Here is a 22,031-nt window from a genome sequence, read left to right on the forward strand (position 1 = left end):
TGGTCGGCCAGCACCGCGCGCGTGCCCGTGCCGCCGCCGTCGATGCCGATCGCAAAAAGTAATGCCGCCATGCCTTCATCCCGCTGATTCGAACAGGCGCCAAGCTTAACCGGATCGGCGCCGCGCGCCCATCTGCCGTTCGGCCGGCTGTTCCGTGAAAAGGGCTTCCGCTATGCTGACGCGATCGAATCGATACGAAAAGCGAGGCAGACGATGTCGCAGCGGTGCAACTGGGTGAAGACGGAAGCGGATGCTCACTATCACGATACCGAGTGGGGCGTGCCGTCGCACGACGATCGCCACCTGTTCGAAATGCTGATCCTGGAAGGCGCGCAGGCCGGGTTGTCGTGGTCGACGATCCTGAACAAGCGCGCGGGCTATCGCGAAGCCTTTGCGGATTTCGACGTCGATGCCGTCGCGCGCTTCACGCCGAAACGCATCGAAAAGCTGCTGGAGAATCCCGGGATCGTGCGCAACCGCGCGAAGGTCGAATCGGCGGTCACCAATGCGCGCGCCGTGCAGCGCATCCGCGAAGAGCACGGTTCGCTCGCCGCGTTCCTGTGGTCGTTCGTCGGCGATACGCCGGTCCAGAACGCGTGGCAGTCGTACCGCGACGCGCCCGCGTCGACCGAACAGTCCGACGCACTCAGCAAGGCGCTGAAGGCGTACGGCTGCAAGTTCGTCGGTTCGACGATCTGCTATGCGCTGATGCAGGCCACCGGCATGGTCAACGATCACGAAGTTGGCTGCCCGTGCCACGCGCAATGCGCGGCGCTCGGCGGCAAGCCGGCCGCACGCCGGCGCAAGGCGGGCTGACGGCACGAGGCGGGCCGACGGCGCGGGCAGCTGCCGACCGACCGCCGGTCCCCGCGGCCCAGCGCCGGTTGCGCCGCCCGCTCACCGCTCACGAAGCGCTGCGCTGCGCGGCGCGCCACCCCTCACCTTGCGGCGCGCGGTGACGCCGGCGCAACCGAGCGCATGCTGCGCGCGGCCCGCACGCGGGCGCTGCGCTTCTTCACCCAGATGCAGATGCCCGTCACGCTCAGCATCGCGATGACGATGCCGAGCACGCTCACCGCCGCACGCCCCGCGACGCCGGCGATCCGCCCCGAGTGCAGCGGAAACTGCGCCTGCATGAACAGGTCACCGGCCGAGCCACGGCCCGGCACCTGGGCGGCGACGGGCCTGCCGGTCACCGCATCCCAATAGAGCCACGCATTGCCGAGCCCGACGTCGCCGTGATCGTTGCCGGGCGTGAAGAACCCGACCGCATAGGCATTCATCGCCGGCGCAAACAGCAGCGCGCCGGGCGGCGCGGCGAAACCCGCGTCGCGCCCGGCCGCGCGCGCGATCTCGACGATCCGCTCGCGCGGCAGCACCGTGCTGCCCGGCGCGGCGGGCGGGAAGTGTTCGGGATTCGTGTACGGCGTCTCGGCCAGCGGCGACACCAGCGATACCAGCGGCCGCACGACGGGCACGGCGAGATTCATCGAGATCGACGTGACCGCGACGACCAGCAGCAGCCCCCACACCCACACGCCGCCCGAGCGGTGCAGGTCGAACACCAGCGGATAGCCGCCGCGGCGCACGCGGAACGCGAACGACTTGCGCCAGCTCTTCGGGTTCGGAAACGCGAGCACGAGCGCGATCAGGCAGTCGATCGCCCACACGATGCCGACGACGCCCATCACCCAGAACCCGAAGTTGATCCCGCCGTACATGGGCAGGAACAGCGAATAGTGCAGCCGGTAGATGAACGGCATCAGGTCGAGCCGCGCGACCGACAGCGCGCCCCATTCGCGGCGGCCCTGCACCGCGCCCGTCGCGGGATCGACGGCGATCTGGCTGAAGCCGAGCGCGTACGGCTGGCCCGTTGCCGGGTCGGTGCGCGGCATCACGCCCGCCTGCAGTGTGTGGCCCGGCTCGATCGCGAGCGGCAGATAGGTCACCTGCACGCGCGGGTCGGCGGCCTCGATGCGCGTCGCGAGCGCGAGCGGATCAAGCGGCGCCGCATCGCTGCGGGCGGTGTAGAAGTCCGGGTTCAGTGCCGCGTCGAGTTCGTGATCCCACGCGATCAGCGCGCCGGTAAGGCCTGCGACGAACAGGAACAGCGCGATCGCGAGGCCGAACCAGCGATGCAGGCGGACGAGAAACGGTCGCAGGAACGCGTTCATCGCGCGCCCTGGGAAGGGAAAGCGGGCCAGCACGAGCGGCCCCGGTTCAACGGGATGCAGGTCATTTGCGGTCAGGCGCCGCGCACGAGCCGGCCGGCCGCCGCTGGCGAGGCCGGATGCCCTTGCACGCGGCATGGAATTGTTGCGCGTTCGACGGGTTTTGATACGATGCGCAACATTTTATCGCAATGCGAATGATTCTTACTTGCATTTTTACTTACCCGTCATGACCGTCAGCCTCGCCCATCCTCCTGCCCGCCCACGTCGTGTGGCCGCCGCCCTTGCCTGCCTTGCTGCGTCGCTCGCGCACGCGGACGATTCGCCCGGCGGCGCCACGGCGTTGCCGGCCATCAACGTCACCGCTGCGCATGACTCGCCGCAGCACCTGACCGACACGCTCTCCACCGGTGCGCTCGGCACGCGCCGCCAGCTCGACACGCCGTTCTCGACGACGATCGTCACGTCGGAGGAGCTCGAGGCACGCCAGCCGTACAAGCTCGGCGACGTGTTCGCGAACGACGCCTCGGTGTCCGACAACAGCGGCGCGTACAGCGCATGGGCCAGCTACATGACCGTGCGCGGCATGCAGCTCGACTGGCAGAACGGCTACAAGATCGACGGGCTGCCGTTCGTCACGTACGGGATCACGATGCCGTACGAACAGCTCGACCGCGTCGAGCTGCTGAAGGGGCTCGGCGGGTTCCTGTACGGCTTCGTGACGCCCGGCGGCGTCGTCAACTACGTGACGAAGCAGCCGGGCGTCGAGCCCGTGCGCAGCGTCGACGTCGGCTACCGGAGCACCAACGTGTGGACCGAGCACGTCGATCTCGGCCAGCGCTTCGGGCAGAACGGCATGTTCGGCGCGCGGCTGAACGCGACGCACGAGGAAGGCAAGACGTACAACGACGGCAACATCCGCCGTGACAGCGTTTCGCTCGCGCTGCAGGCGAACCTGACGCGCGACCTGTCGGTGACGTTCGGCGCGCTGTACCAGGACCGCCGCACGACGGGCCAGACGCCGTCGATCTTCACCGGCAGCTACCCGGGCGGCGCGCTGCCCGCGACGATCAGCGGCGGCACGACGAACCTCGGCGGCAAGGACCAGTACCTGAACACGAACCTGCAGCTCTACACGGCCGGGCTGCAATACCAGCTCGCACCCGACTGGCAGCTCGACGTCGCGTACAGCTACAGCAAGGCGACGCGCCGCCGCAACGAAAGCACGCTGTACCTGCAGGACGCGGCCGGCAACTACACCGACAGCCGCTACGTCGGGATGGAGGATCACCGCTTCAGCCAGTGGCGCGCGATGGTCGAGGGCAAGGTGCGCACGGGCCCGTTCAGCCACCAGATCGTGCTCGGCGCGTCGTGGCAGAAGCAGGCGAACGACTATTCGGCGAACAGCGTGTTCGTGCCGCTCGGCGCCGGCAACCTGTATGCGCCGAACCCATACCGCTACGACAGCCCGCACGGCTTCATCCAGTACCGCACGAGCGAGATCGTGCAGAAATCGCTGTTCGCGAGCGACACCGTGCAGCTCACCGAGCGGTGGTCGGTGCTCGCCGGCGTGCGCTACATGAATTACGAGCAGCGCTCGTTCCAGGCGAGCGGCGCCGAGGATCCCGGCTACCGCCAGAACGGCGTGGTCACGCCGACGTTCGCGGTGATGTTCAAGCTCGCGCCGACCACGACCGCTTACGCGAGCTACGCCGAATCGCTCGAGCCCGGCAGCCGCGTGAACGACGTCTACGCGAACGCCGGCCAGGTGCTCAAGCCGCTGCGCAGCAAGCAATACGAGCTGGGGATCAAGAGCGAGCACGCGCGCTGGAGCGCGACGGCCGCGCTGTTCCGCATCCAGCGCAGCGCCGAATATGCGAACGCCGCGAACGTCTACGTGCAGGACGGCGAATCGATCATCCAGGGGATCGAGTTCGGTGCGCGCGCGAAATTCGGCGCACGCTGGAACGCTGGCGTCGACGCGATGCTGCTCGACGCGTGGTACGCGAACGGGATCGGCAACAACGGCAACCGTGTCGCGGGCGCGCCACGTTTCGTGCTCGCCGGCGACCTCGGCTACGCGGTGCCGGGCGTGCCGGGGCTGACGCTCGGCGTCGACGCGAAATTCACCGGCGCGACGCCGCTGCGCGCGGCCGGCGGCCTCGACGCGCCGGGCTTTCTGGTCGTCAACGCGGGCGCGCGCTACCTGACGCGGGTCGGCCGCCACGACGTGACGCTGCGCGCGTCGATCGACAACGTGCTGAACCGCCGTTACTGGGAATACCAGTACGCGGACTACGTGAAGCCGGGCGACCCGCGCACGGTGAGCCTGAGCGCGAAGATCGACTTCTGAACGGCGGGCCGGCGGCCGCAAACCGCGGCCGCCGGCCGCCAGCCATTGGCCGGAACGGCCGCCCCGCCACAGCATCGGGAGTTTCCCGGCCCCCAAAAGCAAAACGGCGGAGCGGCTTCTTTCGAAGCACGCTCCGCCGTTTCGCGGCGAACCGTAAGACGCTCTTAGTGGAGCTTCTTCGGCAGCATCTGGCTGCGCAGGCGCTTGTGCAGGCGCTTGACGGCTGCTGCCTTCTTGCGCTTGCGGACTGCGGTCGGCTTTTCGTAGGACTGGCGTTCGCGCAGTTCAGCGATCAGGCCATTTTTTTCGATAGCACGGCGAAAGCGGCGAATCGCCACTTCGAACGGCTCGTTTTCTTTCAGAAGAATCGTCGTCATGTCGTTCCTAAATTGCTTAAACGGTCAAAAACGTAGCGGCCAAGCGCCACGCACCGGCCATCCGAGCGTCCCCACAAACAGGCGAAACGAGCGGAAATACGGCCTCGGAGGCCGGAAAAGAGAGGCGGAAAGCACCGCGAGTACGCTTCACAACCGCGTGCAGCGCCGCGTTTGACTGCCAGCAGACATGCCGAAAACGGCAGAGGCTTGACAGAAATCTCAATTCAGCCCGCCATCATAGCAGAGAATCACAGACAAAACTACCCTTTTGCATCTCCCGGTTCGTCGCTCCGCGTGGCGCGGCCGCTCGCCCCGTCGAACGGGGCCGGGTGCCGCGCCTGTCCGCGGCCCGGCCGGCCAAGCCGGGCGGGCCTTTCGGCCGACAACCACCCTTCCGTCCCGAATTTCCCCAAACATCCCTCTAAAGTTTTCGCCGGGTGCCGCCGTCAACCAGGAAAGGCGGGGCAGCGCCAGTCGCGAAAAAGCGCAACGCCGAAATCAGAACCTGTCTGTATCCCAGGCATTTTCCAAAACGAGGAAGCAAATGCTGAACATCAACACCAACATCCTTTCGCTGACGACGCAGACGAATCTGTCGGGCTCGCAAAGCGCACTGTCGCAAGCAATCAACCGCCTGTCGTCGGGCAAGCGCATCAACACCGCTGCTGACGATGCAGCAGGCCTGGCGATCTCGACGTCGCAAACGGCGGCAATCAATGCGCTGACGCAAGGTGTTGCAAACGCGAACAACGGCATCTCGATGATCCAGACCGCCAACGGCGCGCTGCAATCGACGGTCGACAACCTGCAGCGTATCCGTACGCTGGCGCAACAAGCCGGCGACGGCTCGCTGGATTCGAGCGCTCGCGCGAACCTGCAAGCTGAAGTGACGACGCGTCTCGGCGAAATCGACCGTGTCGCATCGCAAACGACGTTCAACAGCCAGACCATCCTGGGCGGCACCGGCAGCGTCACGTTCCAGATCGGCGCAGCAGCGAACCAGGTCGTTACCGTCGACTTCGGCACGGCGAACTGGAACAGCACGGGCATGAGCGTGAACACCCTGAGCGTCGCCACCCAGTCGGGCGCGCAATCGGCGATCACGGCGATCGACGCGGCACTGAAGCAAGTCAACACGTTCCAGGCAACGCTGGGCGCAGCACAGAACACGTTCCAGGCTGCGATCTCGACGACGCAAACCCAGGCAACCAACATGACCGCCGCTCGCTCGCAGATCACCGACGCGGACTTCGCGACGGAAACGGCGAACCTGAGCAAGGCGCAAGTGCTGCAACAAGCTGGCATCTCGGTTCTGGCGCAAGCGAACTCGCTGCCGCAGCAAGTCCTGAAGCTCCTCGGCTAATCGAGCAGCACCCGCGGCGGGCCACGCGCCCGCCCGCCTCCGGGCCCGGCGGCGTCGCCATGCGATGCATCGCGACGCCGCCGACACCGCCCGGATCAGAATTCTCCAGGGAGGCACGCCTCCCTCTTTGCATTGAACCGCGGCGCCCCGCCGCATCGCGCACGTTGGTTGCGCGGACGACCGGAGCAACGGCATGGCCACCACGACCCCCGTCAGCAGCACGGACATCACCACCCTCCTGTCCCAGGCCGGACAGTCGATCATCAGCGGCGCGACCAATTCGTCGCTCGACGTCAATACGCTCGTCACGACACTGGTGAACGCGAAGACGGCCGGGCAATTGCAGACCCTGCAGACCCGCCAGACGAACGACAATACGCAGCTGTCCGCGATCGGCCAACTGAAGGGTGCGCTGTCCGCGCTGCAGACCGCGCTCACCGGCCTCTCGAACGGCACCACGCTCGGCAGCCTGGCCGCGACGGCGAGCGGCACGGGCATCGCGACGACGATCAAGAGCGGCAGCGGCGCGGTGGCCGGTTCGTATTCGGTCAATGTCACGCAGCTCGCGACCGCCAACAAGCTGTCGTCGGCCGGCGTGACGTCGGCGGACACGATCTCGGCCGGCTCGCTGAGCATCACGTTCGGCAGCAACCCCGCGTTCAACGTCAACGTGGCGGCCGGCGCGTCGCTGTCCGACATCGCGTCGTCGATCAACTCCGCGTCCGGCAATGCCGGCGTCACCGCATCGGTCATCACCGGTTCGGACGGCCAGCATCTCGTGATGCAGTCGAACGCCACCGGCGCGGCCAACACGATCTCGATCACGGGCACGGGCGTCAACTCGAAACTGACGTCGGGGTACACGACGGTCACGCCGGCGGCCGACGCGAAGCTGACGATCGACGGCACGCCGGTGTCGAGCGCGTCGAACAACGTGTCGGGCGCGCTGACGGGCGTCACGCTGGCGCTGTCGCAGGCCGCTGTCGGCACGACGCAAACCGTCACGCTGTCGCAGGACACGGCCGCGGCGACGACCGCGATCACCAATTTCGCGACCGCGTATACCAACTTCGTGAATACCGCGAAATCGCTGACGAGCTACGACCCGACGGCGAAGACCGCCGGCCCGCTGCTCGGCGACGCGATGATGAACACGATCAGGAGCACGCTCGCGACGACGCTCAGCAGCGGCGTCACGACGGGCGGCACGACCTATGCGCTCGGCAGCATCGGCATCAACGTGGACTCGACCGGCGCGATGTCGGTCGACACCGCCGCGCTGACCACCGCGCTCAAGTCGAACAGTTCCGCGGTGACGGCGATCTTCAACCAGACGAACGGCATCGCCCAGGCGCTCAATGCGAACATCAACTCGTACACGCAGACGTCCGGCCTGATCGACCAGCGCACCACCGCGATCAATGCCGACCTGACGAGCGTGCAGAATCAGGCCACGCAACTGCAGACCTACTCGAACCAGCTGACCACGCAATACACCGCGCAGTTCACCGCGCTGAACACGCTGATGGCGCAGATGGCGAACAACACCCGCTACCTGACCCAGCTGTTCGGCGGCCAGAACAGCGCCGGCGCGATGGCCACCAACAAGTAAGCCTTCGCCACACCGCCCCTTCGGAGCCGAACCATGACGAACGACACCCTGTCCCGCGCCTTCGACCTGACCCGTGCCATGCAGTCGGCGGCCGACGCACGCGACTGGGTGCGCGTCGCGGCCCTCGTCGACGAACGCTCGCCGCTGCTGATGAACCTGTCCGGCGAGCAGACCCCGGACGTGCTGGACCAGGTGCGGCAGATCATGGCGATCGACGCGTCGATCACGGAGCATGCGCAGACGGACCGTGACCGCCTGGCTGCGGAATTTGCGCAGTCCCAGGAGCGGATCAAGGCCGCGAGCCAGTACCAGAAGGCCGGCATGCTGTGACCGGCCGGGCGTCTCGCCCGCCGCGCAGGTCGAATTAAAAGACGCCGCCAGTCGAGCGGACCGTTGTCGCCGTACCGTCGAGCCGCTTCAATGCGGCTTTTTTTTCGCCGGCGGGCGGGTGAGCGAGCCGGATCGCGCCGGCGACGACCGCATCGCCCGCCGCGCCGATCATCTCGGGCGGCCGGCCCGACGATGCGCGAGCGCGGCTACCAGCCATGGCGCGATCCCGCTCGTCACGCGTCCGGGGTCGCCATCTCTTCGGACGCGTAGCAGGCCCACATGCCGTGCAGCGCGTCCTCCAGGTTGCGCGCGAAGCGCGACGCGTCGCACAGCGGCGACGCGAGCAATTGCGCGCGCAGCGTTGCCCGCAACGTCGCCAGCCGGTCGCGATCGCGTGCGAACGCGACGGCCTTCGTCAGGTACGCCTCCTCGTCCGTCGCGATCCACTCGCCCATGCCCGCCGCGTGCAGCACGCTTTCGCAAATGTGCGTGACGAACCGGCCGCCCTTCATCCCGAGCACCGGCACGCCCATCCACAGCGCTTCGGCCGTGGTCGTGCCGCCCGGGTACGGGAACGGGCTCAGCGCGATGTCGATGCGGTTATACGCGGCGAAGTACTCCGCACGCGGTGAACCGCCTTCGAGAATCAGCCGATCCGTGCCGATGCCGTGCCGCGCGAAGCGGTCGAGCGTCGCCTGGTTCACGTCGTCGGCGCCGAGCTCATGGGCCTTCAGCAGCAGGCGCGCGTCCGGCAGCGCGTGCAGGATGCGCGACCACAGCGCGACGACCTCGTCGCTGATCTTGACCAGCTTGCCGAAGCAGCCGAACGTGACGCCGCCATGAGCCGCCATCGGCAGCGGGCCGACCGCGACATCGTACGGCGGCGGCGTGAAGCACAGGTAGCTGTCCGGCAGCCGCCACGGCCGTTCGGTGAAGTGATGCGCCTCGTCGGCCGGTAGCGTATGCGCATCGCCGATGAAATAGTCGATCGCGCGGCAACCGGTCGTCGCAAAGAAACCGAGCCAGCTCGCCTGCACCGGCGCGGGCTTGTGCCCGAAGATCGGCAGGCCGCTCCAGTCGGTATGGCCTGCCATGTCGATCAGGATGTCGATGCCGTCGTCGCGAATCCGTTTCGCGGCCTCCTCGCGGCCCAGGCTGACCACCTTCTTCCAGCTCGCGAAGTTCGGCTTGAGCCGCGCGGTCACGTCGTCCTCGCCGATGAACGTCACATACGCATGTGGCTCGATGCGCGACCGGTCGATCCGCGCCAGCACGCTTTCCAGAAAAATGCCGACCGGATGCTGGCGCAGGTCGCCCGACACGAAGCCGACGCGCAGCGGCCGTCCGTGCGCCTGCGCGACGCGCTGCGCGCGGTCGTGCTCGAACGGAAGCGCATCGCGCTCGAGATGTTCGCCGTAGCGGCGCGCTTCAGCGACCCACTCCTGCGGCTCGAACGCGGGCGAACTCGACATGTTGAACAGCATCCGCGAGTACGCGCGATGCAGGTCGTAGCGGATTGCCGTGCGGAATGCGTCCAGCGCGCCGGCGAGATCGCCTTTCGCCCACAGGATGTCGCCGAGCGTCATCTGGAGCTTCAGCGGATCGATGCCGAGTGCCCGCGCGATCTCCGTGTGCTTCATCGCCTCGTCGAGCTTCTCGAGCCGCAACAGCGCGGCGGCGAGGTTCTGATGGGCGTCGGCATCGTCGGGGTTCAGGTCGATCGCGTGCCGGTAGCTCAGTTCCGCCGCCGCCAGCCGGTTGAGGTTGTGATACGCGTAGCCGAGGAAATTGTATGCATCGGCCAGTTCGGGATCGAGCTCGATCGCGTGCCGGCACGCCTGCACAGCCTGCCCGTATTCGCCCTGCTGGTTGCGCAGGTCGCCGAGCCAGGCCCACGCCCGCGCATGCGCGGGATCGATCGCGATCGCCCGCTCGAGCAGTTCGACCGCCTTGCCGAACTCGCTCATGCGCTGCAGCAGCCTGGCCAGTACGCAGTGCGCGTCCGCGTCGCCCGGATCGAGCCCCTCGCGCGCATGGTCGACCGCACCCCGCAGGTCACCGGCCGCGCGCAGCGTCGCGCTCAGCCCCTGGTGCGCGACGCGGAAGCCCGGTTGCAGCGCGATGGCGCGACGATAGGCCTCCGCGGCATCGTCGAATTTCTCCTGCGCATGCAGCGCGTTGCCGAGATTGCAGTACGCATCCGCGTATTGCGGCTGGTGTGCGACCGCCTTGGCGTAGCTCGCCGCCGCCGCCTCGTGCTCGCCCAGGTCCTGCAGCGCGTTGCCGAGATTGTTGTACGCCTGCGCGTAACCGGGACGCAGCTCGATCGCGCGCGCGCAGCTCTGCATCGCAGCCGTCGGCTCGCGCGCGTCGCGCAACGCGTTGCCGAGGTTGTTGTGCGCTTCCGGATAGTCCGGCCGCAACCCCACCGCGCGCCGGTAGTGCGCGATCGCGTCGTCGAGCCGGCCGCTTTCGCGCAGCATGTTGCCCAGGTTGTTGAAGTACGACGCGTCCGGGCGCGCGACGAGCGATTGCTCCATCAGCGCGATGCCCGCGTCGTACTGCTTCAGCTGGCACGCCAGCAGCCCGAGGAAATGCAGCGCATCCGGCTGGCCCGGCTGCGCGGTGAGGATCGCGTCGTACAGCGTCTTCGCTTCGGCGAGACGCCCTGCCTGGTGATGCGCCAGCGCGGACTGCAGCGTGTCGTGGATATCGTTCATGCTTCGTGTTCCGAGTTCGTATAGCGTTGCCACATGCCGATGAACGCCGCTTCGAGATGCGCCGCGAACCGGCGCGCGTCGCACAGCGGCGACGCGAGCAGCTGCGCGCGCAGCCCGGCGCGCAGCGTCGCGAGCCGCTCGCGGTCGCGCACCGCCGCGATCGCCTTCGCGACGTAGGCGTCCTCGCCGTCAGCGACCCATTCGCCCATGCCCGCCGCGTGCAGCACGCTTTCGCAGATGTGCGTGACAAAGCGCCCGCCCTTCATGCCGAGCACCGGCACACCCATCCACAGCGCTTCCGCGGTGGTCGTGCCGCCCGGGTACGGGAACGGGCTCAGCGCGACGTCGATGCGGTGATAGGCGCCGAAGTATTCCGCGCGCGGCGAACCGCCCTCGAGGATCAGCCGGCTCGCGTCGATGCCATGCCGCGCGAAGCGCGCGGCGGTCGCGTCGCGCACGCCCTCGCGGCCAAGCTCGTGCGCCTTGAGCAGCAGCCGCGCGTCCGGCAGCGTGTGCAGGATGCGCGACCATGCGCGCACGACGTCGTCGCCGATCTTCACGAGCTGGCCGAAGCAACCGAACGTCGGATGGCCGCGCGCCGCCATCGGCAGCGGGCCGACCTCGACGTCGCAGGCCGGCGGCGTGAAGCACAGGAAGCTGTCCGGCAGCCGCCACGGCTGCTCGACGAAGTGATGCGCTTCGGCGTCCGGCAGCGTGTAGCGGTCGCCGATGAAGTAGTCGATCGCGTCGCAGCCGGTCGACGCGAAAAAGCCCAGCCAGCTCGCCTGCACCGGCGCGGGTTTCCAGCCGAACACGGCCAGCCCGCTCGACTGCGTATGGCCCGCGAGGTCGACGAGGACGTCGATTTCGTCGTCGTGAATCATCCGCGCGGCCGCCTCCGGACCCAGCGCGGCGATCGAGCGCCAGCCGCTCGCGTGCGGCTTCAGTTTCGCGGTGATCGCGTCCTCCTCGTCCGTGGTCACGTACACGCGCAGGTCGATGCGCGTGCGCTCGAGGTGCGCGAGCACGCTTTCCAGGAAGATGCCGACCGGATGCAGGCGCAGGTCGCCGGACACGAAGCCGACGCGCAGCGGCCGCCCCTGCGCGCGCGCGGCCCGCTCGCGCGGATCGTGCGCATGGCGCGTCGAACGCGCGGCCAGGTGCCGGCCGTAGCGCCGCGCGTCGGCCAGGTAGTCGGCGGGGGTCACGCAAGCGGATGCCGCCGCGCTGAACAGCAGCCGGTTCAGCACGGTCGCCGCGACGTCGTCGGCGTCGTCGCGCACCAGCGCAAGCGCATCGCGATATGCGTGGACCGCGGCATCGACGTTGCCCTGCGCGCGCAGGATGTCGCCGAGATTGACGTGCATCAACACGGCCGGCGAGCCGGCCTGCAACGCCTGCCGGCAATACACGAGCGCCTCGTCGAGCCGCTGCAGCTTCAGCAGCACGACGGACAGGTTGTGGCACGCGCCGGCGTCCGCCGGATTCAGCGAGACGGCCGTGCGATGGCTGGCCTGCGCCGCGTCGAGCCGGTCCAGTCCGTGATACGCGTTGCCCGCGTGGTTGTGCGCTTCGGCGAGGGTCGGCGCGAGCCGGATCGCGTCCTGCGCATGCGCGAGCGCTTCCGCGCAGCGCAGCTGCTTGTGACGCACGGCGCTCAGGTTCGCATGGGCCATCGCCATCGACGGGTCCAGCTCGATCGCGCGGCCGTAATGCGTGGCGGCGCCGTCGAGGTCGCCCAGATCCTGCAGCGCGTTGCCGAGATTGTTGTAGGCCTCCGCGTAACCGGGCCGCAGCTCGAGCGCGCGCGCGCAGCTCGCCATCGCAGCCGCCGGCTCGCGCGCGTCGCGCAATGCGTTGCCGAGATTGTTGTGCGCCTCCGGATAGTCCGGCCGCAGCGCCACCGCGCGCCGATAGTGCGCGATCGCGTCGTCGAGCCGGCCGTTTTCGCGCAGCATGTTGCCCAGGTTGTTGAAGTACGACGCGTCCGGCCGCGCGACGAGCGATTGCTCCATCAGCGCGAGCCCCGCGTCGTACTGCTTCAGCTGGCACGCCAGCAACCCGAGGAAATGCAGCGCATCCGGCTGGCCCGGCTGCACGGTGAGGATCGCGTCGTACAGCGTCTTCGCTTCCGCGAGACGCCCCGCCTGGTGATGCGCGAGCGCCGTCTGCAATGCCTGTCCTGTTCCGTCCATCTCGTCTGCTCTGCTCAATAGCGATGCGGTTCGCGTCCGAAGTCGATCAGCCTGCGGCCGTGCCCGATCATCACGGCCGACGCCGCCATCCCGTCGCGTGCCATCCCGACGACGGTGTCGCGCACGCGCCACCGGCCGGAATGACGATCACACCGGCCGGCGCGGCGTTCAGTGCGCGGGGCACCATGTTGCGCTTGCCGCCGGCGTGGAAATGCCCGCGCACGTCACGTCGTGAGCGGCCTCACACGGTTGCGCCCGCCGCAGCTTCGACGTGCTGCGCCCACATGCCGTGCAGGGCGTCCTCGAAGTGGCGCGCGAAGCGGGGCGCGTCGCACAGCGGCGACGCGAGCACCTGCGCGCGCAGCGTCGTGCGCAGCGCCGCCAGCTCGGCAGGCCGGCTGACCTGCGCGACGGCCTTCGCGACATACGCGTCGTCGTCGTCCGCGATCCACTCGGGCAGCCGCGCCGAATGCAGCAGGCTCTCGGCGATGTGCGACAGGAAGCGCTCGCCGCGCCGGCACAGAACGGGCACGCCCATCCACAGCGCTTCGGCGGTCGTCGTGCCGCCCGGATACGGGAACGGGCTCAGCATCAGGTCGACGCGCCGGTACGTGGCCAGGTATTCGGCGCGCGGCGAGCGGCCTTCGAGGATCAGGCGGCGCGCGTCGATGCCGTGCGCCGCGAAGCGCGCGGCAAGCGCCTGCTGCTCGCGCGGATCGTCGAGATGCTCCGCCTTCACGAACAGCTTCGCGCCCGCGACCGATTGCAGCACGCGCGACCAGACCGCGACGACGTGCTCGGTGATCTTCGCGAGCTTGCCGAAATAGCCGAAGGTCGGATGGCCGTTCGCGAGCATCGGCAGCGCGCCGACGTCGACAGGCTCGGCCGGCGGCGTGAAGCACAGATAGCTGTCCGGCAGATGCCACGGCCGCTCGGTGAAATGCGCGGCCTCGGCGGGCGGCAGCACGTGATGGTCGCCGATCACGTAGTCGATCGCGCGCACGCCGGTGCTCGCGAAATAACCGGGCCAGCTCGCCTGCAGCGGCGCCGGCTTCCACGCGAACAGCGGCAGGCGGTTGTAGACCGTGTGACCCGCCGCGTCGAGCAGCACGTCGATGCGGTCCGCGCGAACACGCGCGGCCGCCGCTGCGTCGCTCAGGCCGGCAATGGAGGTCCACGTCGCGAAGGCCGGCTTGAGGCGGGCGGTCACGTCGTCCTCGACGTCGCGCGTCGGGTACGCATGCATCTCGATCCGGTTCGGGTCGAGATGCTTCAGCATGCTCTCGATGAAATAGCCGACCGGATGCGCCTTCAGGTCGCCCGACACGATGCCGACCTTGAGCGGCCGCCCGGCGCGGGCGGTCAGGTCGACGAGCCAGTCCGTCCACGGCGTCGCGCACCGCGTGACGACTGCGTCGTAGCGCGCGGCCTCGGCGAGATAGGCGTCGTGATCGAACGCTTCGCTGCAGTGGCTCGCGAACAGCAGGTTGCTGCGCGGCTCCGGCAGTTCGGGGCGCAGCGCGACCGCGTGCCGGTAAGCCTCGAGTGCGGCCGGAATCTCGTTCAGGTCGAACAGCGCATTCGCAAGGTTGTTGTAGGCCTGGCCGTTGTCCGGCTTCAGCGCGATGGCCTGGCAGAACGCATCGACGGCCGCGCGGGCGTCGCCGGCGAGCCGCAGCGCGTTGCCGAGGTTGTTGTACGCATCGACGTAGTCGGGTCGCAGCTCGATGGCAAGACGAAAGCACTCGGCGGCGGCGGCGTGACGGTTGTCCGCCTGCATCACGTTGCCGAGGTTGTAGTAGTACATCGCGTCCGGCCTGATCTCGATCGCCGCCATGATCAGGTCGGATGCCTCCCGATAGCGCCCGTGCTGATGACCGATCAGGCCGAGGAGGTGAAGCGCGTCCGCGTGCCGGGGATCGGTGTCGAGGATCTGCCGGTACAGCGTCTCGGCCTCTTCCAGCCGGTCGGCCTGATGGTGCGCCAGCGCCTGTTCGATCGTGGCGGCGGCGGGGGAGGTGGGCATCATGAGCTAAGTCGTCCTGGTAGCCAATACGGGATTCGAATCGCGGCCGGCACCCCTGCGCCGGCGCACGCCTTCGCCCGCGGACGCACGCACCGACGGTCTCCGACGTGTCCGAATTCTCCTCGCGCACGCCGCGTTCCAATCTGGCGAGCAGGTGCTGGAATTGGTCGCTATTCCCGCGACTGCAAGCCGCACCCGCGGGCGCGCCGAATGCGCGCCGGACACCCGCGCATCCATCGAAATGCGGGGTGAAACCACCCGCTAATCCGACATTCGATCCTGGCGGCGCTCGCTAGACTTGATCGTAGAAAGATGTCCGACCTGCGACGTTCGGACGGTTGCGCATTCCGATGCCACCGCGCCGACACGTGCTCGTCCGGCCACACCCTTTGTGCCTGGAGCCCTGTGTATGCACGAATCAGCGATCATCACCAACGCAGATGGCGATCAGCTCGCGGCGCGCCGCGAACTGTTCGACCTGATGCAGACCTACCCCGCGACGCGCGAGGAACTGGAACGGTCGCTCGGCCTGTTCGTGCGCGGCTCGCTCCTCGCACGCATTCTCGCGACCTTCGAGATTTATCAAAAAATCGTGCCGCTGCCGGGCGCGATCCTCGATCTCGGCACGTGGCGCGGGCAGACCGCCGTGCTGTGCGAGAACTTCCGCGCGATTCTCGAGCCGCTGAACTTCCAGCGCCGCATCCACGCATTCGATACGTTCACGGGCTACACGGGCTTCGCCGAGCACGACACGCGCGATCGCAAGCTGTTCTCCGACGGCACGTACTCGCTGTCCGGCGAGTACGCCGACCTGCTGCGCAAGCTGCTGAACCTGCACGAGCGCAGCAACGCGATGGGGCACGTGCATGACAAGCACCACGTGTGGGAAGGCGACTGCCGCGACACGCTGGCGGCATTCGGCGAAGCGCATCCCGGCGAGATGGTCGCGCTCGCGTGGTTCGACCTGAACGTGATCGAGCCGACCCGGCACGCGTTCGAAGCGGTGATGGAGCGGCTGGTGCCCGGCGGCATCGTCGCGTTCTGGCAGCTCACCCGCGGCGGCCAGTTGCCCGCGGAAGGCGTCCATTACCTGCGCGACCTGCTCGGCAACCGTCCGCACCAGATCCACAAGGCGGCGGCCTATCCGTCGCTGTGCTACCTGTCATTCCCCGAGGGTGGAGGCACACGCAAATGAAAATCGCGATCCTCGGCAACGGCATTCTCGGCCTGATGACGGCCCGTGCATGGCAGCGGGCGGACCCGGGCGTCGAACTCGTGGTCGTCGGCCACGCGCATCGGCCCGGCTCGGCCACGCGCGCCGCGGCGGCGATGCTCAATTCGTTCACCGAGCTGGAAGGCGATTCGCTCGGCACGCCGATCGACCGCTTCAAGTTCGAGCTGAGCCGCGGCGCGACGGCGGCCTGGCCCGCCGTATTCGCTGAAATCTGCACGCCGGCGCGCGCGATCGCGCACGGCTTCGGCACCTTCGTGCTGAACAACGCGGCGACCGACGCGCTCGACGACGAGAACTTCGCGGCCATGCAGCGGTTCTGCCGCGAATTCGAGGAGCCGTGCGAGGCGGTCGATCCGTCAGGGATCCCGAACTATCATCCGGACCCGCGCTATCGCGCGCTGAAGGCGGTCTTCCTGAAACGCGAAGGCTGGGTCAATCCGAAACAGTTTCTCGACGCGCTGACCGAGTCGGTCGCGCAAGCCGGCAACGTGCGCTTCATCGACGCCGAGGTCGAACGGCTCGACACCGCCGCCGGACGCGTCACCGGAGCGCGCCTGTCCGATGGCAGCGTGCTCGGCGCGGACCGCTTCATCCTCTGCAACGGCGCCAACATGACGCGCGTGCTGCAGGCGAGCCTGCCCGAGCTGCCGGTGCAGCGGATGTTCTACGGCATCGGCATGTCGATCGAACTGCAGAGCACGGAGAACGTGCACACGCACTGCGTGCGCACCACCAACCGCGGCCTCGCGTGCGGCGTGTATTCGGCACCGCACGGGCCTGACCGGACCCTCGTCGGCGCCAGCAACTACATCAGCCCGGTGCCGCACGAGCACGGCCACGCCGGCAGCGCGTACACGCTGCTGAAGTCGGCGATGGACCAGATCAACACCCGCTTCTCGCGCGCGAGCCTGGTCAACGTCAACGTCGGCTGGCGGCCGACGACGTCCGACCTGTATCCGCTGTTCGGCGAAACCAGCGTGCGCGACCTGTGGATTCTCGGCGGCACCAAGCGCGACGGCTTCCACCTGTCGCCGGTGCTGAGCCGTGATCTCGTCGCGGCGATGCGCGGCGAGCCGATCGATCCGCGCTACGCGGAACTCGCGCCCGAACGCAAGCTGATCCGCAACATGACGCGCGAGGCCGCGATCGCGAAGACGGTACGCCATCAGATCAATGCCGCGTACCAGCACGACTTCGTGCCGGCGCGCAACCGCATGGTCGAACAGCTCCAGAACGCGATCCGCGCGGACCTGGAGGCGCTGCACGACAAGCTGGGCGCAACGGACTGGGGCATTCCGCCCGAGCTCGTCGACATGTACCGGTACGGCCACATTCCGGCATGAGCGGTGCGACCATGAACCGCGACGCGAAGCGGGTGGCGATCGTCCAGTCCAACTACATTCCGTGGAAGGGCTACTTCGACCTGATCGCCGCCAGCGACGAGTTCATCCTCTACGACGACGCGCAGTACACGCGCCGCGACTGGCGCAACCGCAACCAGATCAAGACGCCGCAGGGCGTGCAATGGCTGAGCGTGCCAGTGAAGGTGAAGGGCAAGTATCACCAGTCGATCCGCGAAACCGAGATCGACGGCGCCGACTGGGCGCCGCTGCACTGGAAGGCCCTGCAGCAGAACTACGCACGCGCGCCGCACTTCGCGCGCTATGCGGACGAGCTCGAAGCGCTCTACACCGGCGGAACCTACGGGATGCTGAGCGAGCTGAATGCCGCGATGCTGACGTGGGTCCTCCGGCAACTGGAGATCGGCACGCGCGTGTCGTCGACGTCGGACTATGCGCTGCACGGCAATCGCACCGAGAAGCTGCTGAACCTGTGCGTGCAGGCGGGCGCGACCGAGTACCTGTCCGGCCCGGCCGCGCGCAGCTACCTCGACGAGAACCTGTTCGCCGATGCCGGCATCGCGGTGCGCTGGTTCGACTATCCGGCCTATCCCGAGTATCCGCAGCAGTGGGGCGACTTCGTCCACGGCGTGACGGTGCTCGACGTGCTGTTCAACTGCGGTCCCGAAGCGCGCCGGTACGCGCTGACCTCGAAAGACTGAGGCGATGCCCATGAGCGAATCCCGGCATGCGAGCCTGCTGGAAGAAGTGGCCGCGTACTACAGCGCGCGGCTGGCGGAGCACGGCGCGACCGCGCGCGGCGTCGACTGGAACGGCGAAACCGGCCAGTTCCTGCGCTTCGAACAACTGACGAAAATCCTGCCCGCGTCCGGCGGCCACTCGGTGAACGACATCGGCTGCGGCTACGGCGCGCTGGTCGATTTCCTGAAGGCGCGCGCGCTGCCCGACGGCTTCGCGTACGCGGGCTACGACATCTCGTCCGACATGGTCGACGCCGCGCGACAGCGCTACCGCGACGACGCGAACGTCGCGTTTCATGTCGGCGCGGTGCCGCAGGCCGCGTCGGACTACGGGATCGCCTCCGGCATCTTCAACGTCAGGCGCGGTCACGACGACGACGCGTGGCTCGACTACATCCACGCGACGCTGGACACGCTGCACGCAACGAGCCGACTGGGCTTCGCGTTCAACTGCCTGACGTCGTATTCCGATCCGCCGTTCATGCGCCCGGACCTCCTGTACTACGCGGACCCGTGCGCGCTGTTCGATCGCTGCAAGCGCCGCTATTCGCGCCACGTCGCGCTGCTGCACGACTACGGCCTGTACGAATTCACGATTCTCGTCCGCAAGGACATTTGAGCGGCGCCGCGCGCGAGCCGCGCGGCCGGACGTCCCACCCCTTGACGCGGAGCCTGACCATGTTCGGCCCACCCAACCTCGACTGCATTCCGTTCGGCCGCCCGTTCGTGGTCGGCAAGGAGCTCTACTACATCGCGAAAGCGGTCGAGCAGGGCGGCCTCGCCGGCGACCAGGCGTTCACGAAGCTCTGCCACCGCTGGCTGGAAGCGCGCATCGGCTGCCAGCGCGCGCTGCTCACGCACTCGTGCACGGCCGCGCTCGAGATGGCCGCGATCCTCGCCGACGTGCAGCCCGGCGACGAAGTGATCATGCCGTCCTACACGTTCGTGTCGACCGCCAACGCGTTCGTGCTGCGCGGCGCGACGCCGGTGTTCGTCGACATCCGCCGCGACACGCTGAACCTTGACGAGACGCAGATCGCCGCCGCGATCACCCAGCGCACGCGCGCGATCGTGCCGGTGCACTACGCGGGCGTCGCCTGCGACATGGACGTGATCGGGCAGCTCGCGGCGGACCACGACCTGTGGGTGATCGAGGACGCCGCCCAGGCACTGCAGTCGACGTGGAACGGCAAGCCGCTCGGCAGCCTCGGCCACCTCGCGTGCCTCAGCTTCCACGAGACCAAGAACGTGATCTCGGGCGAAGGCGGCGCGCTGCTGGTCAACGACCCGCGCCTCGTCGAGCGCGCGGAGATCATCCGCGAGAAGGGCACCAACCGCAGCCAGTTCTTCCGCGGGCAGGTCGACAAGTACACCTGGGTCGACGTCGGCTCGTCGTTCCTGCCGGGCGAGCTGATCGCGGCATTCCTGTACGCGCAGTTCGAGCACGCGGACGTGATCACCGCGCAGCGGCGCGCGACCGTGCAGCGCTACCAGGACGCGCTGCAGCCGCTGCACGCGGACGGGCTGATCGAGCTGCCCGCGATTTCGCTCGCCGAGCGCGGCAACGGCCACATGTTCTATTTCCTCGCACGCGACCTCGCCGAACGCACCGCGCTGCTGCAGCAGATCCGCGCGGTGGGCGTGAACGCGGTGTTCCACTACGTGCCGCTGCACAGTTCGCCGGCCGGCCAGCGCTACGGGCGCTGCGGCTCCGGCATGGCGGTGACGGACCTCGTCGCCGACCGGCTCGTCCGGCTGCCGCTGTACCACGACATGACCGAAGCCGAACAGGATCGCATCCTCGACGTGGTCTTCGATTTCTACCGCACCCGATAACGATGACGACTCCCACACCTGGCGTGGCGCACGGCGGTTCGCGCATCTTTACGCGACTCGACCACCCGTACTACATACTCGCGCCGAATTTCCGGCAAACCTCCGGCGGGATCCGCGCGATGCACTACCTGTGCCACGTGCTGAACCAGCTCGGCCACGAAGCGTACGTCTGCACCGCGGTCGTGCATCCCGAGCTGCGCACGCCGCCGCTGACCAACGACATCGCACAGATGCATGCCCGCGCGAACCGCAGCCCGATCGTCGTCTACCCGGACGTCGTCACCGGCAACCCGCTCAACGCGCGCTGCGTCGTGCGCTACCTGCTGGCCGAGCCCGGCCGCATCAACGGCGAACCGATCACGCTGCAGCCGGACGACCTCGTCTTCACGTTCGGGCCGTCGCTCGTGCCCGAAGAATGGCAGGCGGACCTGCTGCGCATGCCGCTGGTCGACACGCGCATCTTCAACAGCGACGGGGTCGACGACGCCCGCCGCAACGGCACGGCCGTCTTCATCAATCGCCACCTGCGGCGCGGCGGCACGCTGCATCCGGTCACCGCCGAGTCGATCGAAATCTCGACCCGCGTGCCGGAACGTTCGGCGCACGAACTCGCGGCGCTGTTCCGACAGGTCGAGTGCTTGTACACGTACGAATGGTCCACCGCCGTGTTCGAAGCGCTGCTGTGCGGCTGCCCGGTCGTGTGCATCATGAACGACGCGTCGCTGTCGGAGCCGACGCGGTGGGTGATGGACGGCAAGGGCATCGCATGGGGGCTCGACGAACACGAGATCGCCCACGCAAAGGCCACCGTTCACGAAGCGCGCAGCGTCTACCTGAAGGAAGAGGAGACGTTCTGGCAGCAGTTGCAGCACTTCGTCGAGCGGACCCAGGCGCACGCGGACACGCTGGATGCGCAGGCCGTCGCGACGGGCGCCGCCGCCCAGGGGCAGCCCGCGTCCGCGTCACGCTCTTGCATCGCGGTCGTCACCGCCGAACCGGCCGACCATGCGCGCACCAGCCTGCGCTTCGCGCAGCCGTTCGCGCGGCTGGACCGCGAATGGGCGCTGACTTTCCCGGTCACGCCAGCCGGCATCGATCCCGACGCGCTGCAGCGCGCGAACCTGATCGTGCTGCAGGGCGACACGCCGGGCCTGCTGTCCGCCGCCACGCTGGAACACCTGTTCTCGCTCGGCAAGCCGGTCGTCCTCGACATCGACGTGCCGCTCGACACGCTGCTTGCCGACCTCCCCGGCGCGGCCGACAACGCGCGCCGCAAGGCGGGCATCCGCAGCGCCGTGCAGCGTGCGCATGCGATCGTCGTGCCGTCGGAAGCGCTGGTGCGGGAGTACCGTCATGTCAACGCCTCGGTGCACGCGCTGCCGACCGGCGTCGATCTCGAGCGTCTGCACCGCGCGGCGCCCGGCATGCGCGACCACGTGAATCTCGCGGTTTCCGGCACCGGGCTCGACGGCGCGCGTCTCGAGCAGGTCCGCCACGCGCTGGCCGAGCTCCGCCGGCGGTTTCCGGGGAAGCTCCGGGTGTCGTTCGTCGGCGCGGCGCTGCCGGCCGGCTGGGACCGCGAACCGGACGTCACGCTGATCGCGGAGCCTGCCCCTTACGGTAGCTACGCCGACGCGCTGAAGCGCGCGGACCTCGACATCGCGCTGGTCGCGGCGCCGGTCACGTTGCGCGACGATGCGCCGCCGCGCGCAT

16 protein-coding genes and 1 pseudogene are annotated in these 22,031 nt (G+C 68.3%); 11 read left to right on the forward strand and 6 right to left on the reverse strand.

Annotated features, from left to right (window positions below; genetic code table 11):
* Window positions 1-213: 213 nt before the first annotated feature.
* Complete coding sequence (locus tag G3N98_RS29040; protein WP_089430453.1) at window positions 214-816, forward strand: DNA-3-methyladenine glycosylase I; 603 nt, start codon at window positions 214-216, stop codon at window positions 814-816.
* Window positions 817-938: 122 nt separating this feature from the next.
* Here the strand turns inward: G3N98_RS29040 and G3N98_RS29045 are convergent, their stop codons facing one another.
* Entirely contained in the window at window positions 939-2,174 is a 1,236-nt protein-coding gene (locus tag G3N98_RS29045; protein ID WP_206150069.1) for a PepSY-associated TM helix domain-containing protein, read from the reverse strand.
* A 226-nt stretch (window positions 2,175-2,400) separates the two neighbouring features.
* Between G3N98_RS29045 and G3N98_RS29050 the strand changes: the two genes are divergently transcribed.
* Window positions 2,401-4,524: a TonB-dependent receptor gene (locus G3N98_RS29050; protein WP_206150088.1), complete on the forward strand. Its 2,124-nt coding sequence runs from the start codon at window positions 2,401-2,403 to the stop codon at window positions 4,522-4,524.
* A 164-nt stretch (window positions 4,525-4,688) separates the two neighbouring features.
* Here G3N98_RS29050 and rpsU read toward each other — a convergent pair whose 3' ends face one another.
* Window positions 4,689-4,901: a 30S ribosomal protein S21 gene (rpsU, locus tag G3N98_RS29055; protein ID WP_006401410.1), complete on the reverse strand. Its 213-nt coding sequence runs from the start codon at window positions 4,899-4,901 to the stop codon at window positions 4,689-4,691.
* 544 nt (window positions 4,902-5,445) lie between these two features.
* Here rpsU and G3N98_RS29060 point away from each other — a divergent pair.
* The 3 genes from G3N98_RS29060 (at window position 5,446) to G3N98_RS29070 (ending at window position 8,206) form a co-directional block, all read left to right on the forward strand.
* Window positions 5,446-6,264 (forward strand): flagellin domain-containing protein, encoded by an 819-nt coding sequence (locus G3N98_RS29060; protein WP_011350581.1) that lies wholly within the window; start codon window positions 5,446-5,448, stop codon window positions 6,262-6,264.
* A gap of 193 nt (window positions 6,265-6,457) precedes the next feature.
* Window positions 6,458-7,876: a flagellar filament capping protein FliD gene (gene fliD, locus G3N98_RS29065; RefSeq protein WP_206150070.1), complete on the forward strand. Its 1,419-nt coding sequence runs from the start codon at window positions 6,458-6,460 to the stop codon at window positions 7,874-7,876.
* A 33-nt stretch (window positions 7,877-7,909) separates the two neighbouring features.
* Window positions 7,910-8,206, forward strand: coding sequence for a flagellar protein FliT (locus G3N98_RS29070; RefSeq protein ID WP_069246849.1), 297 nt, complete (start codon window positions 7,910-7,912; stop codon window positions 8,204-8,206).
* Between the two features lie 34 nt (window positions 8,207-8,240).
* On the opposite strand, the gene G3N98_RS29075 is transcribed toward G3N98_RS29070, so the two are convergent.
* The 4 genes from G3N98_RS29075 to G3N98_RS29090 form a co-directional block, all read right to left on the reverse strand.
* Complete coding sequence (locus tag G3N98_RS29075) at window positions 8,241-8,423, reverse strand: hypothetical protein (RefSeq protein ID WP_206150072.1); 183 nt, start codon at window positions 8,421-8,423, stop codon at window positions 8,241-8,243.
* A 16-nt stretch (window positions 8,424-8,439) separates the two neighbouring features.
* Window positions 8,440-10,926, reverse strand: a complete 2,487-nt coding sequence (locus G3N98_RS29080; RefSeq protein ID WP_206150074.1) for a tetratricopeptide repeat protein — start codon at window positions 10,924-10,926, stop codon at window positions 8,440-8,442.
* Window positions 10,923-13,121 carry a glycosyltransferase family 41 protein gene (locus tag G3N98_RS29085; RefSeq protein WP_206150076.1) on the reverse strand — a complete coding sequence of 733 codons (2,199 nt, stop codon included), beginning with the start codon at window positions 13,119-13,121 and terminating at the stop codon, window positions 10,923-10,925. The genes G3N98_RS29080 and G3N98_RS29085 overlap by 4 nt, the downstream gene beginning before the upstream one ends.
* Window positions 13,122-13,362: 241 nt before the next feature.
* Complete coding sequence (locus G3N98_RS29090) at window positions 13,363-15,150, reverse strand: tetratricopeptide repeat protein (protein WP_206150078.1); 1,788 nt, start codon at window positions 15,148-15,150, stop codon at window positions 13,363-13,365.
* A 406-nt stretch (window positions 15,151-15,556) separates the two neighbouring features.
* Here G3N98_RS29090 and G3N98_RS29095 point away from each other — a divergent pair, with 406 nt between their 5' ends.
* The 6 genes and pseudogenes from G3N98_RS29095 to G3N98_RS29120 form a co-directional block, all read left to right on the forward strand.
* Window positions 15,557-16,342, forward strand: coding sequence for a class I SAM-dependent methyltransferase (locus G3N98_RS29095; protein WP_206150080.1), 786 nt, complete (start codon window positions 15,557-15,559; stop codon window positions 16,340-16,342).
* Window positions 16,339-17,724, forward strand: coding sequence for an FAD-binding oxidoreductase (locus G3N98_RS29100; protein WP_206150082.1), 1,386 nt, complete (start codon window positions 16,339-16,341; stop codon window positions 17,722-17,724). The genes G3N98_RS29095 and G3N98_RS29100 overlap by 4 nt, the downstream gene beginning before the upstream one ends.
* Window positions 17,721-18,443: a WbqC family protein gene (locus tag G3N98_RS29105; RefSeq protein WP_206150084.1), complete on the forward strand. Its 723-nt coding sequence runs from the start codon at window positions 17,721-17,723 to the stop codon at window positions 18,441-18,443. The genes G3N98_RS29100 and G3N98_RS29105 overlap by 4 nt, the downstream gene beginning before the upstream one ends.
* Before the next feature lie 10 nt (window positions 18,444-18,453).
* Entirely contained in the window at window positions 18,454-19,101 is a 648-nt protein-coding gene (locus G3N98_RS29110) for a class I SAM-dependent methyltransferase (RefSeq protein WP_089471997.1), read from the forward strand.
* A 59-nt stretch (window positions 19,102-19,160) separates the two neighbouring features.
* The gene (gene rffA, locus G3N98_RS29115; protein ID WP_206150086.1) at window positions 19,161-20,318 is read left to right on the forward strand and encodes a dTDP-4-amino-4,6-dideoxygalactose transaminase; all 1,158 of its coding nucleotides are present in this window, start codon (window positions 19,161-19,163) and stop codon (window positions 20,316-20,318) included.
* A gap of 2 nt (window positions 20,319-20,320) precedes the next feature.
* A pseudogene (locus G3N98_RS29120) lies at window positions 20,321-22,031 on the forward strand (glycosyltransferase family 4 protein); the annotation flags it as partial.

This window comes from Burkholderia sp. Tr-20390 (assembly GCF_017104595.1).
Lineage (GTDB): Bacteria > Pseudomonadota > Gammaproteobacteria > Burkholderiales > Burkholderiaceae > Burkholderia.